This is a genomic window from Rhodopseudomonas sp. (assembly GCF_036404135.1).
Lineage (GTDB): Bacteria > Pseudomonadota > Alphaproteobacteria > Rhizobiales > Xanthobacteraceae > Rhodopseudomonas_A.
The window spans coordinates 1-14,491 of record NZ_DASWPE010000022.1; the positions used below are offsets into that span (position 1 = coordinate 1).

Here is a 14,491-nt window from a genome sequence, read left to right on the forward strand (position 1 = left end):
AGAAAGAACAGCAGACAGATCATGATGAAGAGTTCGAGCACGAAGTCGAAGGTGCTCTGGCCGACGTTCAGCGCCTGGGTGGCGATGAACTGGCTGCCCTTCAACAATCCCGCCGAAAGCTTGTCCTGCACCGCGCCGAGGCTGGCGAGGCCAAAGCGCTCCAGCAGCGAGGTCGCCCAGCTCGGCAGCACGTTCAGCACTTCCTGAAACGACCGCACCAGGTCGAGATCCTTCGACTGGATCTTCTCATACACGCTGGCGGCTTCCTGCGCCAAGGAGGCGATCACCAGCGTCAGCGGCAGGATGACGATGAAGACGATGATCAGCACCGTGGCGAGTGCGGCCAGCGTCGGCCGCTGCGGCATCAGCGCGGAGAGCCGCCGCGACAGCGGCGCAAACACCACCGCGATCACGACGCCCCAGAGGATGGCGCCGTAAAACGGCCACAGGATCCAGCCGAACGCCAGCGAGATCACGACCACCAACAGCAGGAAGGACTTGTCCTCGATGGAGCGTCGCATGCGGAATCCTGTCAGGTCATCGATCGACGATGGCTTGTCTCGCCGCGACACCGCGTGCGATCAACCGTCAAACGCGTCGCTGGTGGCGCGGGCCAACAATGTGGCGTCCGGCTCGCGCAACGGCTCGCCGGAATCGCGAAACCGGTTGGTGATCGGATAGCGGCGGTCGCGGCCGAAATTCTTGTGCGTCACCTTGACGCCCGGGGCGGCCTGGCGCCGCTTGTATTCGGCGATGTTCAGCAACCGGTCGATCCGCACCACGGTGTCGCGATCGAAGCCGGCGGCGACGATCGAAGCCAGCGGCTGTTCCTGCTCCACCAGCCGCTCCAGAATGCCATCGAGAATGTCATAGGGCGGCAGCGAATCCTGGTCGGTCTGGTTTTCACGCAGTTCGGCGGTCGGCGGCCTGGTGATGATGTTGACCGGGATCACCTCGCCCGAGGGCCCCAAAGCGCCGTCGGGCTTCCAGGCGTTGCGCAGGCTGGAGAGCCGGAACACCTCGGTCTTGTAGATGTCCTTGATCGGGTTGAAGCCGCCGTTCATGTCGCCATACAGCGTGGCGTAGCCGACCGACATTTCCGACTTGTTGCCGGTGGTCACCACCATGGCGCCGGTCTTGTTGGAGATCGCCATCAGCAGCGTGCCGCGGCTGCGCGCCTGCAAATTCTCCTCGGTGATGTCGCGCGGCAAGCCCTTGAAGGTGCCGGCGAGAATCTCCTCGAAGCCGTTGACGGCTTGGGCGATCGGCAGCACTTCGTACTTGAATCCGAGCGCGGCCGCGAGCTTGGCGGCGTCGTCGAGCGAGACTTGCGCGGTGAAGCGGAACGGCAGCATCACCCCGCGCACCCGCTCCACACCCAGCGCATCCACCGCGAGCGCCGCGCACAGTGCCGAATCGATGCCGCCGGAAATGCCGAGCAGCACGCCGGGAAAGCCGTTCTTGTTCACGTAGTCGCGTAATCCCAGCACGCAGGCGGCATAGTCAGCCGCGTCGCCGTCCGGCACCACGGCGATCGGACCATCGCAACGCCAGCCGGCGCCGCGGTTGACCCAGCGCAGCGTGGTCAGGCTTTGTTCGAACGCCGGCAGTTGCGCCGCCAGCGTGCGGTCAGCGTTGAGCGCGAACGAGGCGCCGTCGAACACCAGCTCATCCTGGCCGCCGACCTGGTTGAGATAGATCAGCGGCAGATCGCTTTCGGTGACCCGCGCCACCTGCACCGACAGCCGCAGATCGGTCTTGCCGCGCGCGTAGGGCGAGCCGTTCGGCACGATCAGGATTTCGGCGCCGGTCTCGGCCAGGCACTCGACGACGTTCTCGTAGTCGGCGGATTCCTCCATCCAGGTGTCTTCGCAGATCGGCACGCCGACGCGAACGCCGCGGATCGTCACCGGGCCGGACACCGGGCCGCGGGCAAACACCCGCTTCTCGTCGAACACGCCGTAATTCGGCAGATTGACCTTGTAGCGGATCGCGGCGATGGCGCCGGCGTCGAGCAGCGCGCAGGCATTGTAGAGCCGGCCGCCATCGACCCAGGGCGAGCCGATCAGCATCGCCGGGCCGCCGTCGGCGGTGTCGCGCGCCAACTCTTCGACCGCGGCGCGGCAGGCCGCCTGGAACGCCGGCTTCAGCACCAGATCTTCCGGCGGATAGCCGGAGATGAACAATTCGGGAAACACGATCAGCGCGGCGGCCTCGGCCGCGGCCTTGGCTCGCGCCGCGCGCGCCAGGGCGACGTTGCCGGCGATGTCGCCGACCGTCGGGTTCAGTTGCGCCAGCGTGACGGTGAATTCAGCGGGTTCGGTCATGAAAAACATCTAGCCGCGACCGCGCTGCGGCGCAATGTCGGGCTACACCACGCCGGCCCGCTCGGCCAAGGCGAACAGCCAGAACAACCCGGCCATCACCAAAGCGACGCCGACCGCGGCTGAGCCCATGTCCTTGACCCGGCCGATCTGCAGATCGTGCTCGGTGGTGAGCCGGTCGGCGAGCTTCTCGATCGCGGTGTTCAAGAGTTCCACGACCAGGACCAGTACCACCACCGCGATCAGTTCGACCCGGCGCATCGCGCTGGAGCCGACCAGAAACGCCAGCGGCACCGCCAGCGCCAGCGCGATCAGCTCCTCGCGGATCGCGGCTTCGGAGCGGATCGCGAAGGCGAGGCCATTTTTGGTGTTGATGGTCGCCCGCCAGAACCGCAGCACATTACAGTCCCGCCGCCACCGGCATCGGACTGGCCTTGCCGACCCGGCCCTGCTTCAACAGTTCCGCAATCAGGAACGCCATGTCGATCGACTGCTCGGCGTTGAGCCTGGGATCGCAGGCAGTGTGATAGCGGTTGTTGAGGTCCTCGTCGGTGATCGCCCGCGCCCCGCCAATGCATTCGGTGACGTCCTGCCCGGTCATTTCCAGGTGCACGCCGCCGGCGTGGGTGCCTTCCGCGGCGTGGATGGTGAAGAACGACTTCACCTCCGACAGGATGCGGTCGAACGGCCTGGTCTTGTAGCCCGAGGTCGAGGTGATGGTGTTGCCGTGCATCGGATCGCACGACCACACCACCTTGCGGCCCTCGCGCTGCACCGCGCGGATCATCGCCGGCAGACTGTCGCCGATCTTGTCGGCGCCGAACCGGCCGATCAGCGTCAGGCGGCCGGGCTCGTTGTCCGGATTGAGCACGTCGATCAGCTTCAGCAACTCGTCGGTCTTCAGCGACGGACCGCATTTCAGCCCGATCGGGTTCTTGATGCCGCGGAAATATTCGACATGGGCGTGGTCGAGCTGGCGGGTGCGGTCGCCGATCCACAGCATGTGGCCGGAGGTGGCGTACCAATCGCCGGTGGTCGAATCCACCCGGGTGAAGGCCTGCTCGTAGCCGAGCAGCAGCGCTTCGTGGCTCGTGTAGATGTCGGTGGCGCGCAGCTCCGGATGGCTCTCCAGATTGAGCCCGCAGGCGCGCATGAAGTTCAGCGCGTCGGAAATCCGGTCGGCCAGTTCCTTGTAACGCCGCGACTGCTGGGAATCCTTCAGGAAACCCAGCATCCACTGATGCACGCTGCCGAGATTGGCGAAGCCGCCGGTGGCGAACGCCCGCAGCAGGTTCAGCGTCGCCGCCGACTGCCGATAGGCCATCAGCTGGCGCATCGGATCGGGCACCCGCGAATGCGCGGTGAAGCCGATGTCGTTGACGATGTCGCCGCGATAGCTCGGCAATTCGACACCGTCGCGCTTTTCCATCGGCTGCGAGCGCGGCTTGGCGAATTGCCCGGCGATGCGGCCGACCTTCACCACCGGCAGCGCGCCGGCATAGGTTAACACCACCGCCATCTGCAGCAGCACGCGGAAGAAATCCCGGATATTGTTGGCGCCGTGCTCGGCGAAGCTCTCGGCGCAGTCGCCGCCCTGCAACAGGAAGGCTTCGCCGGCGCAGACCCGCGCCAGCGCCTTCTTCAGATTGCGCGCCTCACCTGCAAAAACCAGCGGCGGAAACGTAGCCAGTTGCGCCTCGACCTCGCCAAGCGCCTTGGCATCGGGATAATCCGGCATCTGCTGCACCGGCTTGCTGCGCCAACTGTCGAGTGTCCACCGCTCGGACATAAGATCAACTCCTGAGGAAAAACCGCGAGTTAGGGTACCCGGCGGAGGCCGGTTTATACACAGGCTTCCGCCCCACCGCCAGTTGGAATTGATGCGCAGAACACAACCCCTTGCGGTCAAAGCCGAATTCGCCTTTGCTGGGGTCCTGCGAACAGGCTTTCCGGAATTCGCCTTGGTTATGGCCGCGCCCGACGATGTGTTTTCCGACGACATCACCTTTCCTGCAAGCGATGGATTTGTGCTGGCGGCGACGCTGTATCTGCCGCGCGGCGCCAAGCGGAACGCGGTGCTGATCAATTCCGCCACCGCGGTTCCGCGCAAGATCTACCGCGGCTTTGCCAGTTACCTGGCGCGGCGTGGCAGCGCGGTGTTGACCTACGACTATCGCGGCACCGGCGGCTCGCGGCAGCCGTCATTGCGCAGCGGCCAGCCGGTGTCGCTGGTCGGCTTCAAGGCGACGATGGCGGACTGGGCCGAGCGCGACGCCGCCGCCGCCGTGGCCTGGATGCGGCAGCGTTACGACACCATGCCGCTGCGCTATGTCGGCCATTCGTTCGGCGGCCAGGCGCTCGGGCTGTTGCCGAACAACGACGAGGTGTCGCGGGCGCTGCTGATCGCGGCACAGGCCGGATCCTGGAAACTGATGGCGGCGCCGGAGCGCTACCGGGTGCTGCTAATGCTCAATCTGGTCGGCGTACCGCTGACCCATCTGATGGGCTATGCGCCGGGCCGCGCCGGGCTCGGCGAAGACCTGCCGAAGGGCGTGTTCCTGCAATGGGTCGATTGGGTGATGCGCGAACGCTACATGTTCGACGACGAAGGGCTGATCGCGCTGGCGAATTTCCCGTTCTACCATGGCGCGCTGCGGGCGCTGTGCATCGCCGACGATCCCTGGGCGACGCGGCCGGCGGTCGAACTGTTGTGCGCAGGCTTCACCTCGATCAACCCACAGATCATCGACATCCACCCGGCCGAGGCCGGGGTGGCGAAGATCGGGCATTTCGGCTTCTTCCGGCCGGAGCATCGCGACACGCTGTGGCGCGACGCGGCGGAATGGCTGGAGCAGGACAGCGAATAGCGCCGCCTCCAGGAGGCGTTCAACTGAAGGAAGCGTCATCATTCCGGGGCGCAAGCAGCATTGAGCTGCAAGCGAACCCGGAATCTTGCTGCACGTTCTGCGGGGGCAAGACAGTGCGTGGCGCGAGATTCCGGGTTCGCTCGGCCTATCGGCCTCGCGCCCCGGAATGACGGCTCAAATGGCTGAAATTACTGCGCCGCTTCGCGAACGTAGCGCGCGCTCGGCGTGCGCATGGTGACGAGTTCTTCGGCGGCGGTCGGATGCAGCGCCATGGTGGCGTCGAAATCCGCCTTGCTGGCCTTCATCTTCACCGCGATGGCGATCACCTGCACCAGTTCGGCGGCCTCGTCGCCGACGATGTGGCAGCCCAACACGCGATCGCTTAAGCCATCGACCACCAGCTTCATCAAGACGCGGGTGTCGCGGCCCGACAGCGTCGCCTTCATCGGCCGGAAGCTCGCCTTGTAGATATCGACATGGGTGTAGGCCGCGCGCGCTTCCGCCTCGGTCAGTCCCACGGTGCCGACCTCCGGCTGCGAAAACACCGCGGTCGGGATCGCATTGTAGTCGACCTGCACCGGGCGCTTGCCGAACACCGTGTCGGCGAAGGCGTGGCCCTCGCGGATCGCCACCGGCGTCAGATTGATGCGGTGGGTGACGTCGCCGATGGCGTAGATATGCGGCACCGAGGTCTGCGAGAAGCCGTCGACGGCGATGCCGCCGATCACCGGATCGATGGCGACGCCGGCCTTTTCCAGCCCGAGATTGGCGACATTGGGATGCCGCCCGATCGCGAACATCACCTGCTCGGCGGCGACGCTGGAGCCGTTCGACAGATGCGAGGTGTATTCGCCGCCGTGCTTGTCGACCGAAGTCACCGTGCAGCCGGTGAGAATGGTAATGCCCTGCTTCTCCATCTCGGCGCGGACATGGGCACGGACATCATCGTCAAAGCCGCGCAAAATATTGTCGCCGCGATAGATCACGGTGACGTCGCTGCCGAGGCCCGCAAAGATGCAGGCGAATTCCAGAGCGATATAGCCGCCGCCCTGGATCAGGATGCGCTTCGGCAATTCCGGCAGATCGAACACTTCGTTCGATGAGATGACGTGCTCGATGCCGGGAATCGCCATGCCATGGTTCGGCGCGCCGCCGGTGGCGATCAGCACGTAGCGGGCTCGCACCGCCTCGCCGGTGGCAAGCCGCAGCGTGTGCGGATCTTCGAACACCGCCCGCGTCTTGACGGTCGTGGCGCCGGATTTTTCCACGTTGGTCGCATAGATCGCTTCCAGCCGGGCGATCTCGCGGTCCTTGTTGGCGATCAGCGTCGGCCAATCGAAGCGGGCCTGCGGGATGCTCCAGCCGAAGCCTGCGGCGTCGGCGATCTCGTGACGGACATGGGAGGCGTAGACCAACAGCTTCTTCGGTACGCAGCCGCGAATCACGCAGGTGCCGCCGAATCGATATTCCTCGGCGATCATCACGCGGGCGCCGTGGCCGGCGGCGATCCGCGCGGCGCGCACGCCGCCGGAGCCACCGCCCACCACAAACAGATCGACGTCGAACTCGCTCATGTCGCCTCGCGCCTGATCAGTCGGTTCGATTCAGAGCCGTTAGATTTCCTTAGATTTCCTTGCCGCGCTTGCGCATCTCGGCGCGAAACTGGCCGTTGACCTCTTCGGCGAAGCTCTGCGCCCACTGGTTCATGTACTGCATGCTGGCGGAGATGGTCTTCGGCTCCTGCGACAGCAGCTTTTGGCCGAGCGGGGATTTGTAGAAAGTGACGAGATCCTTCAGCTCCTGCTCGGTGAAATCGCTGGCGTAGATCTTCGCCATCTGCTCGCCGATGTCCTTCTCGCGGCCGGCCAACGCCTGCGCCACCACCACCGCAACCTCGTTGAGGTCCTTCTGATAGTTCAGGTTGTTCTGCAGCAGGGTGTCCTTGGTGCGCTGCACGATGTTCGGCACCGCGGCAGCATACATCGCGCTGACGTTCTTCATCGTCAGGATTTCCTTGGCCGCGGCGATCGCCGCCGGCGAGGCCGGCTTCAGCGGCGCTGGCGCCTGAGCGGAGGCGGCCGACAGCGACAAGCCGAAGGCAAGGCTGGCTGCAAGCAGCGCGTTGACAAGATATCTCATTCCGATTCTCCAGGATTGCGGCGCTCAAGGCCGTTCAAGTGTGCGGATTCCATTGGGGCCCGCCAGCACCGCCATGCTTGCCAGACCAATAAATAACCCGTTCTCGACGACGCCCGGGATCGCGTTCAGCGAGTCGGCCAGGCTGGGAGCATCCGGGATCCGCCCCAAATGGGCGTCGAGGATCCAGTGCCCCCCATCGGTGACGAAAGCATGGCCGTCGCTGCCCTTTCGCAACGAAATCGGACCAAAAACGCCACAGTCGGCGCAGGCCTCTTCGACCGCGCGCAACGTCGCCGCCAGACCGAAGGGATTGACCTCGACCGGCAGCGGAAAGCGGCCGAGATTGGCGACCAGCTTGCTCTCGTCGGCGATCACGATCATGCGGTCGGACGCCGCCGCCACGATCTTCTCGCGTAGCAAGGCGCCGCCGCCGCCCTTGATCAGGTTCAGCGCGGCGTTGATTTCATCGGCGCCATCGACCGTGAGGTCGAGTCGGTCGACCTCGTCGAGCGTGGTCAGGGCGATGCCGCAACGCTGCGCATCGGCGCGCGTCACCTCGGAGGTCGGCACCGCGATCACCTTCAACCCGGCGCGCACCCGCTCGCCGAGCAACTCGACAAAGTGCTTCGCCGTCGAGCCGGTGCCGAGGCCGAGCTTCATGCCGTCGCGGACGTGCTCGAGCGCCGCCGCCGCGGCCTGCCTTTTCAATTGATCCGAGCTCATCGCCCCTTCGCCCCTGTGACCGCCCCGCCGCCCGATCGCGGCGGGCATATCTAGCGTCGTTTCCGCCGGGCGAACAGGTGGAATTCACCGGGCCGGGGCGAGACGGTTGCGCAATTGCGTCCGGCGCTGTAGCGAAAAGACATGACATCATCTCGCATCATCGTCTTCGATCTCGACGGCACGTTGGTCGATACCGCCCCCGACCTCATCAATGCCTTGAACCACATGCTGGTTCGCGAGGGCATGGCTGCGGTCGAGTTCCCCGCGGCCCGCAACATGATCGGCGCCGGGGTCCGCAAACTGATCGAGCGCGGCCTGGAGATCGATGGCCGGATCACCAGCGCCGCCGACATCACCCGGCTGACCAACGACTTCATCGATTATTATGCCGCGCATATCGCCGACGCCTCGCGTCCGTTCGAGGGCCTGGATGAGGCGCTGGATCAGCTCGCGGCCGAGGGCTATCGCTTTGCGGTGTGCACCAACAAGCTGGAGTGGCTGGCGAAACTCTTGCTCGACAAGCTCGACATGACAAAGCGATTCGCCGCGATCTGCGGCGGCGATACGTTCGGCGTGGCGAAGCCCGACCCGGTGATCCTGCGGCAGACCGTGGCCAAGGCGGGCGCCGAGATGTCCGGCGCGATCATGGTCGGCGACGCCGGCCCGGATGTCGGGGTCGCTCGCCGTGCCGGCATCCCGGTGATCGGGGTGGAGTTCGGTTATACCGACGTGCCGATCGCCGAGCTGAAACCGGATCGGCTGATCGGCCATATGCGCGACCTTCCGGCCGCGGTGGCCAGCCTCAACGACGTCAAGGCCAACAACTAAGTCGTTGATGGCGCAGCGAGTTGTCGATTCGGCCACAGTCGTTAACCAAAAATTAACGGTTCTGCTCCGCGCGGTTGCCAGGGGCGCGGGACGCTCCTATGGTCACTTCGGGACTGTGGCTGTTAGTCGCAAATTAGTGGATGAATCATGCGTCGTGTCATTGTGATAGCGGCAGCGGGCCTCGGCTTGGCTGGCTGTTCGTCGTTTTCGTTGGATGCCTTCAAATCGGCTCCGCCCCCAGTGACCGTGCAACTGGATTCGGTCCCGCAAGGCGCGGATGCCCGCACCTCGGCCGGACCGAGCTGCAAGACGCCCTGCTCCGTTGAGGTGCCGGCCGCCGAGAATTTCAGCGTGACCTTCACGCTGCCCAAATTCCAGACCGCGACGGTGCCGGTCACGGTGACCCGGACGCCCGGCGATTTCGCTTCGCCGCCGACCACGACCATCGATCCCAACCCGGTGGTGGCCGAGCTGCAGCCATTGGGGCCGGTCAAGAAAGCCAAGAACGTCCGCAAGCGGAAGCCGAAGCCGGCCGCCGCAGCGCCCGCCGAATCGCCGTTCCCGCAGCCCGAGGCCGCCCCGGCGCGCTGACGGTTCCGCGCCGCAACGCAGCATAGCTGTGCGATTGTGCGCAGCTGTGGTCGTGCCTACATTACGCAAGCAGCGCCGGATCGGCGGCGACCGTAAGGGCATAACCAATGATCGGATCGACGCGGACTGCAACGGCCCCGGGCGGATCGGTGATGACCGACCCGTTCGGCCGCGCGATCAACTATTTGCGGGTCTCGATCACCGACCGCTGCGATCTGCGCTGCGTCTATTGCATGTCCGAGGACATGACTTTCCTGCCGCGGGCCGACCTGCTGACGCTGGAAGAGCTCGGCCGGCTGTGCTCGGCGTTCATCGCCAAGGGCGTCAAAAAGTTGCGGCTAACTGGTGGCGAGCCGCTGGTCCGCCGCAACATGATGTCGCTGGTGCGATCGCTGTCGCGCCACCTGCAGACCGGCGCGCTGAACGAACTGACGCTCACCACCAACGGCTCGCAGCTCGAGCGCTACGCCGCCGAGCTCGCCGACTGCGGCATCCGCCGCATCAACGTTTCGCTCGACACCCTTGACCCGGCAAAGTTTCGCGCCATCACCCGCTGGGGCGATCTTGGCAAGGTGCTCTCAGGCATTGACGCTGCGCGAAAAGCCGGGCTTGCGGTGAAGATCAACGCGGTGGCGCTGAAGAACGTCAACGAGGACGAGATTCCCTCGCTGATGGAATGGGCGCATGGCGCCGGCATGGCGCTGACCTTGATCGAGGTGATGCCGCTCGGCGAGATCGGCGAAGGCCGCATCGACCAATACGTGCCGCTGTCGCTGCTGCGCGCCCGGCTCGCCAGCCACTACACGCTGATCGATCTCGACGACAACAGCGGCGGCCCCGCCCGCTACGTCCGGGTCAGCGAGACCGGCGGCAAGCTCGGCTTCATCACGCCGATGACGCATAATTTCTGCGAATCCTGCAACCGCGTGCGCGTCACCTGCACCGGCACGCTGCACACCTGCCTCGGCCACGAGGATGCCGCGGACCTGCGCCGGCCGCTGCGCGCCTCGGAGAGCGACGACTTGCTCAGCGCAGCGATCGACCGCGCCATCGGGCTGAAGCCGAAGGGTCACGACTTCATCATCGATCGCCAGCACAACCGGCCCAGCGTCAGCCGGCATATGAGCGTCACCGGCGGCTAGGCCAGCCCGCCGCGCCCTTGGCCACCGCATAACAGCTTGATCTTGCGTTCAATTGTCGAATTTCCAATTGACGGCGAGAAGCCGCGCTGAAATGGTGCCTCCGCTTCGCAATTCCCGCCCGTCAATCGGGGAGGCAAATCGGGAGGTCGCACATTGCAGGCATTGCTTGGGGTGAGCCGGGCGATCGACGCGTTCAACACGCTGATCGGTCGATGGGTGTCCTGGCTGATCGTGGTCGCGGTGGTGATTTCAGCGACCAACGCGATCATCCGCAAGATCTTCGACGTGTCGTCGAATTCGTTCCTGGAATTGCAGTGGGTGTTGTTCAGCGTGGTGTTCCTGCTGTGCTCGCCCTGGACGTTGCTCAACAACGAACACATCCGCATCGACATCATCAATCATTCGCTGCCGCTGAAGCTGCGCGGCTGGATCGACATGATCGGCCACGTGCTGTTCCTGCTGCCGTTCACGCTGATCCTGCTCTACATGTCGGTGCCGTTCTTCCTCACCTCGCTGCACCAGAACGAACAATCGTTCAGCGCCGGCGGCCTGCCGCAATGGCCGGCGAAGTCGCTGATCATGGTGGCCTGCGTGCTTTTGCTGCTGCAGGGCATCTCCGAGATCATCAAGCGCGCCGCGATGATGCGCGGCATCATCCCGGATTCTAACGCATCGGCGATCAGCGCGCACCGCGCCGCCGAACTGGAAGCCGAACGGCTGGCCGCCGTGATCGCCGGCGAAAAACACTGAACCATCCTGGTCATCGAACGGAAGGCAAATCTGAATGACTGCGATGTTCATTCACTACATGGCGCCGATCATGTTCGCGTCGCTGGTGCTGTTTCTGCTGCTCGGCTATCCGGTGGCGTTCTCGCTGGCGGCCAACGGCCTATTGTACGCCTTCATCGGCATCGAGCTCGGACTGTTCCGCCCCGACTTCCTGCAGGCGCTGCCAGAGCGCGTCTACGGCGTGATGAACAACGACACCTTGCTGGCGATTCCGTTCTTCACCTTCATGGGGCTGGTGCTGGAGCGATCCGGCATGGCCGAGGATCTATTGGAAACCATCGGGCAATTGTTCGGCTCGATTCGCGGCGGCATCGCCTATGCCGTGGTGTTCGTCGGCGCATTGCTCGCCGCCACCACCGGCGTGGTCGCCGCCTCGGTGATTTCGATGGGGCTGATCTCGCTGCCGATCATGCTGCGCTACGGCTACGACCGTCGCGTCGCCACCGGGGTGATCGCCGCCTCCGGCACGCTGGCGCAGATCATCCCGCCGTCGCTGGTCTTGATCGTGATGGCCGACCAGCTCGGCCGCTCGGTCGGCGACATGTACGAAGGCGCGTTCATTCCCGGCATCGTGCTGGCGCTGCTTTACGCGGTCTACATTTTCATCGTCTCGCTGGTCGCGCCGAAGGCGGTGCCCGGGCTGCCGCTGGAAGCGCAGACGCTGCGCGAATTGGAGACCGCGAAACATCCCTTGATCCTGCCGCTGGCGGCACTGTCGGCGGCGGCCGCGGCGTATTTCTTCGTGGTCCATGTCGGGCTGTTCGACTGGACGCAGCCCGCGTTCGACAAATTCGGGCTCGGCCGGCTGGTGTTGCAGGGCTTCTGGTTCGTCATTCTGCTCGGAATTCTGACGCGGCCGTTTATCGGCATCATCCGCACCATGACGATGTCGCTATTCCTGGTGGTGGTCGGCTCCACTGCGCTGGGGATCGTGGCGATGAGCTTCACCGACGTGAAATCCGGCGCCGACTACGTGGTGCTGACGATGTCGATCACGGTGGCGCTGTCGTTCGTGCTGGCGCTGCTCAACCACGTGGCGCGGTTGAAGCTGCTGTCGAAGCTCGCCGAACAGGTGGTGTTCGTGATGGTGCCGCCGCTCGGGCTGATCTTCCTGGTGCTCGGCACCATCTTCATCGGGGTGGCCACGCCGACCGAGGGCGGCGCGATGGGCGCCGCCGGCGCGATGATCCTGGCGCTGATGAAGGGCCGGCTGACCTTCGATCTGACCAAGCAGGCGACTGAGGCCACCGCAAAACTCTCCGCCTTCGTGGTGTTCATCCTGGTCGGCGCGCGGGTGTTCTCGCTGACCTTCTACGGCGTCGACGGCCATCGCTGGGTCGAGGAGCTGTTGGTCGGGCTGCCCGGCGGCCAGGTCGGCTTCCTGATCTTCGTCAACGCCTTCGTGTTCATCCTGGCGTTCTTCCTCGACTTCTTCGAGCTCGCCTTCATCGTGATTCCGCTGCTCGGACCCGCGGCGGAAAAACTCGGCATCGATCTGATCTGGTTCGGCGTGATGCTCGGCGTCAACATGCAGACCTCGTTCATGCATCCGCCGTTCGGGTTTGCGCTGTTCTATCTGCGCTCGGTGGCGCCGAAGGAATCCTACATCGACCGCGTCAGCGGCAAGCGCATGGCGCCGGTCACCACCGGGCAGATCTATTGGGGCTCGGTGCCGTTCGTGATCATCCAGCTGATCATGGTCGGGCTGGTGATCGCGTTCCCGGCGATGGTGATGCACTACAAGGGCGCGGCCTCCAATGTCGATCCCTCCAAGATCGAATTCGACCTGCCGCCGATGGACCAGGCGCCGCTGGATTTCGGACCGTCGAAATAACGGACGTGCGTAGGCTCGTCGCGTCGTCGGCCCGTCATCCTGAGAGTCTGACCGAAATAGCAGCGAAAAAAATCAGGGTTTTTGTCATTGCGAGCCGAGGCCGGCGCGCAGCGCCGAACGAACAGCGAAGCAATCCAGCGCCTTCATGCGTGGCCCTGGATTGCTTCGTCGCAACAGCTCCTCGCAATGAAGGGGCTAATGCCTGATTTCATTGATCGCTTTTTGAATCGGACTCTGAGGTGCCGCTGCGACGGCGCCGTGCGCCGTCGCAGCGGCCTCGAAGGATGACCGAATGCGTGGCTCATCCTTCGAGGCCTGATCTGCGCGCGACGCGCACAGATCAGGCGCCTCAGGATGACGCGCCGGGGGCTGAGGCGTAGACTTCCCCACACCTGCAGCGCGCTGGCCCAACTATCAAGAAAGACCGCGCGCAGCAGCGTCGGGCGCAATCGCTCAGGCGTAGGGCGAGCCTGCCATCGCCGCTTTAACACCGTGGGTTGCCTTATCGATCAAGGCGAGAAAGGTAGCGTTCGCCCGCGCTGTCTCGCGGGTCTGCCGAAAGGTGCGATGCGCCTCGATGAAAGCCACCGTCCACGTCGCCAACAGCAGGCCGGCTGCCAGATGCGCGTCGGGATCGGCGGGGTCGCGTCCGACGCATTCGGCGAGCGCCAGCGCGACGACGTGAGCGAGTTCGTCGCGGATCGCCCTGGCCCGCGCCTTCAAGGTTTCGCTGGCCTCGACCGCCGCGATGAAGCCTTGGCTCCTGGCGGAAAATGCGACGGCGGGGCTTTGTTCGGCGATCAGCCGATGCGCGAGCAGACGATAGGCCTCGATCGGAGCGACGCCGGGCTCGCGCTGCCGCAAGGCGTCGCGCAGCATCTCGCGCGCCTCTGCGTCGCGATCGAAGAACATGTCCTCCTTGCGGGGGAAGTGATTGAACACCGTCATCCGTCCAACGTCGGCGGCGGCCGCGATGTCATCCACCGTCACCTGATCGAAGCCCCGCGCAATGAACAGCCGGGTGGCGGCGTCGGAGATGCCTTGTCGCGTGACGGCGCGCTTCCGAGCCCGACGATCAGTTGGAATTGACATGCAGCCCACGATGCCCTAGTTAAACTATACTGAGTATATATTGGAATTCAGTATATGAAAATTCAAACGCGGAATCAAGCCGATGATGGGATGGGCGCAGCCGAAACCCCGGCCATCCCGGCGCCGACCAGGGGCGGCGCCCGCGGCTTGCCGGCGGCTCGC

The 14,491-nt window shown here is 64.8% G+C and carries 14 protein-coding genes; 6 read left to right on the forward strand and 8 right to left on the reverse strand.

Annotated elements, in window-relative coordinates; translation table 11 throughout:
* The 4 genes from VGC77_RS02425 to VGC77_RS02440 form a co-directional block, all read right to left on the reverse strand.
* A partial coding sequence (locus VGC77_RS02425; protein WP_331169965.1) for an AI-2E family transporter occupies positions 1–521 on the reverse strand: 521 nt, incomplete at its 3' end.
* A gap of 60 nt (positions 522–581) precedes the next feature.
* A complete protein-coding gene (locus VGC77_RS02430; protein WP_331169966.1) occupies positions 582–2,327 on the reverse strand; it encodes an NAD+ synthase in 1,746 nt (581 codons plus the stop codon).
* Positions 2,328–2,369: 42 nt separating this feature from the next.
* Positions 2,370–2,723 carry a diacylglycerol kinase gene (locus tag VGC77_RS02435; RefSeq protein ID WP_331169967.1) on the reverse strand — a complete coding sequence of 118 codons (354 nt, stop codon included), beginning with the start codon at positions 2,721–2,723 and terminating at the stop codon, positions 2,370–2,372.
* A 1-nt stretch (position 2,724) separates the two neighbouring features.
* Complete coding sequence (locus VGC77_RS02440; RefSeq protein ID WP_331169968.1) at positions 2,725–4,113, reverse strand: class II 3-deoxy-7-phosphoheptulonate synthase; 1,389 nt, start codon at positions 4,111–4,113, stop codon at positions 2,725–2,727.
* Positions 4,114–4,291: 178 nt separating this feature from the next.
* Here VGC77_RS02440 and VGC77_RS02445 point away from each other — a divergent pair, with 178 nt between their 5' ends.
* The gene (locus VGC77_RS02445) at positions 4,292–5,191 is read left to right on the forward strand and encodes an alpha/beta fold hydrolase (protein ID WP_331169969.1); all 900 of its coding nucleotides are present in this window, start codon (positions 4,292–4,294) and stop codon (positions 5,189–5,191) included.
* Positions 5,192–5,379: 188 nt separating this feature from the next.
* On the opposite strand, the gene gor is transcribed toward VGC77_RS02445, so the two are convergent.
* Genes gor through rpiA form a run of 3 tightly spaced genes read right to left on the reverse strand, consistent with a single transcriptional unit; the run spans position 5,380 to position 8,053 of the window.
* The gene (gene gor, locus VGC77_RS02450; RefSeq protein ID WP_331169970.1) at positions 5,380–6,765 is read right to left on the reverse strand and encodes a glutathione-disulfide reductase; all 1,386 of its coding nucleotides are present in this window, start codon (positions 6,763–6,765) and stop codon (positions 5,380–5,382) included.
* A 49-nt stretch (positions 6,766–6,814) separates the two neighbouring features.
* On the reverse strand, positions 6,815–7,330 hold the full coding sequence (locus VGC77_RS02455) for a DUF2059 domain-containing protein (RefSeq protein ID WP_331169971.1): 516 nt from the start codon (positions 7,328–7,330) through the stop codon (positions 6,815–6,817).
* A gap of 24 nt (positions 7,331–7,354) precedes the next feature.
* Positions 7,355–8,053 carry a ribose-5-phosphate isomerase RpiA gene (gene rpiA, locus VGC77_RS02460; RefSeq protein WP_331170074.1) on the reverse strand — a complete coding sequence of 233 codons (699 nt, stop codon included), beginning with the start codon at positions 8,051–8,053 and terminating at the stop codon, positions 7,355–7,357.
* 141 nt (positions 8,054–8,194) lie between these two features.
* Between rpiA and gph the strand changes: the two genes are divergently transcribed.
* From gph to VGC77_RS02485, 5 genes are all read left to right on the forward strand, one after another.
* A complete protein-coding gene (gph, locus tag VGC77_RS02465; RefSeq protein ID WP_331169972.1) occupies positions 8,195–8,881 on the forward strand; it encodes a phosphoglycolate phosphatase in 687 nt (228 codons plus the stop codon).
* Between the two features lie 147 nt (positions 8,882–9,028).
* A complete protein-coding gene (locus tag VGC77_RS02470) occupies positions 9,029–9,472 on the forward strand; it encodes a hypothetical protein (protein ID WP_331169973.1) in 444 nt (147 codons plus the stop codon).
* A gap of 107 nt (positions 9,473–9,579) precedes the next feature.
* Positions 9,580–10,614: a GTP 3',8-cyclase MoaA gene (gene moaA / locus VGC77_RS02475; RefSeq protein ID WP_331169974.1), complete on the forward strand. Its 1,035-nt coding sequence runs from the start codon at positions 9,580–9,582 to the stop codon at positions 10,612–10,614.
* 153 nt (positions 10,615–10,767) lie between these two features.
* A complete protein-coding gene (locus tag VGC77_RS02480) occupies positions 10,768–11,364 on the forward strand; it encodes a TRAP transporter small permease subunit (RefSeq protein WP_331169975.1) in 597 nt (198 codons plus the stop codon).
* A 34-nt stretch (positions 11,365–11,398) separates the two neighbouring features.
* Complete coding sequence (locus VGC77_RS02485) at positions 11,399–13,237, forward strand: TRAP transporter large permease subunit (protein ID WP_331169976.1); 1,839 nt, start codon at positions 11,399–11,401, stop codon at positions 13,235–13,237.
* Positions 13,238–13,690: 453 nt separating this feature from the next.
* Here the strand turns inward: VGC77_RS02485 and VGC77_RS02490 are convergent, their stop codons facing one another.
* The gene (locus VGC77_RS02490; protein ID WP_331169977.1) at positions 13,691–14,329 is read right to left on the reverse strand and encodes a helix-turn-helix domain-containing protein; all 639 of its coding nucleotides are present in this window, start codon (positions 14,327–14,329) and stop codon (positions 13,691–13,693) included.
* Positions 14,330–14,491: the final 162 nt, after the last annotated feature.

What these genes read in the sequence shown, in the direction of transcription:
- VGC77_RS02445 (WP_331169969.1), top strand. Translation starts at nt 4,292, where the DNA reads ATGGCCGCGCCCGACGATGTGTTTTCCGACGACATCACCTTTCCTGCA.
- VGC77_RS02430 (WP_331169966.1), bottom strand. Translation starts at nt 2,327, where the DNA reads ATGACCGAACCCGCTGAATTCACCGTCACGCTGGCGCAACTGAACCCG.
- VGC77_RS02485 (WP_331169976.1), top strand. Translation starts at nt 11,399, where the DNA reads ATGACTGCGATGTTCATTCACTACATGGCGCCGATCATGTTCGCGTCG.
- gph (WP_331169972.1), top strand. Translation starts at nt 8,195, where the DNA reads ATGACATCATCTCGCATCATCGTCTTCGATCTCGACGGCACGTTGGTC.
- gor (WP_331169970.1), bottom strand. Translation starts at nt 6,765, where the DNA reads ATGAGCGAGTTCGACGTCGATCTGTTTGTGGTGGGCGGTGGCTCCGGC.
- rpiA (WP_331170074.1), bottom strand. Translation starts at nt 8,053, where the DNA reads ATGAGCTCGGATCAATTGAAAAGGCAGGCCGCGGCGGCGGCGCTCGAG.
- moaA (WP_331169974.1), top strand. Translation starts at nt 9,580, where the DNA reads ATGATCGGATCGACGCGGACTGCAACGGCCCCGGGCGGATCGGTGATG.
- VGC77_RS02490 (WP_331169977.1), bottom strand. Translation starts at nt 14,329, where the DNA reads ATGTCAATTCCAACTGATCGTCGGGCTCGGAAGCGCGCCGTCACGCGA.
- VGC77_RS02455 (WP_331169971.1), bottom strand. Translation starts at nt 7,330, where the DNA reads ATGAGATATCTTGTCAACGCGCTGCTTGCAGCCAGCCTTGCCTTCGGC.
- VGC77_RS02440 (WP_331169968.1), bottom strand. Translation starts at nt 4,113, where the DNA reads ATGTCCGAGCGGTGGACACTCGACAGTTGGCGCAGCAAGCCGGTGCAG.
- VGC77_RS02470 (WP_331169973.1), top strand. Translation starts at nt 9,029, where the DNA reads ATGCGTCGTGTCATTGTGATAGCGGCAGCGGGCCTCGGCTTGGCTGGC.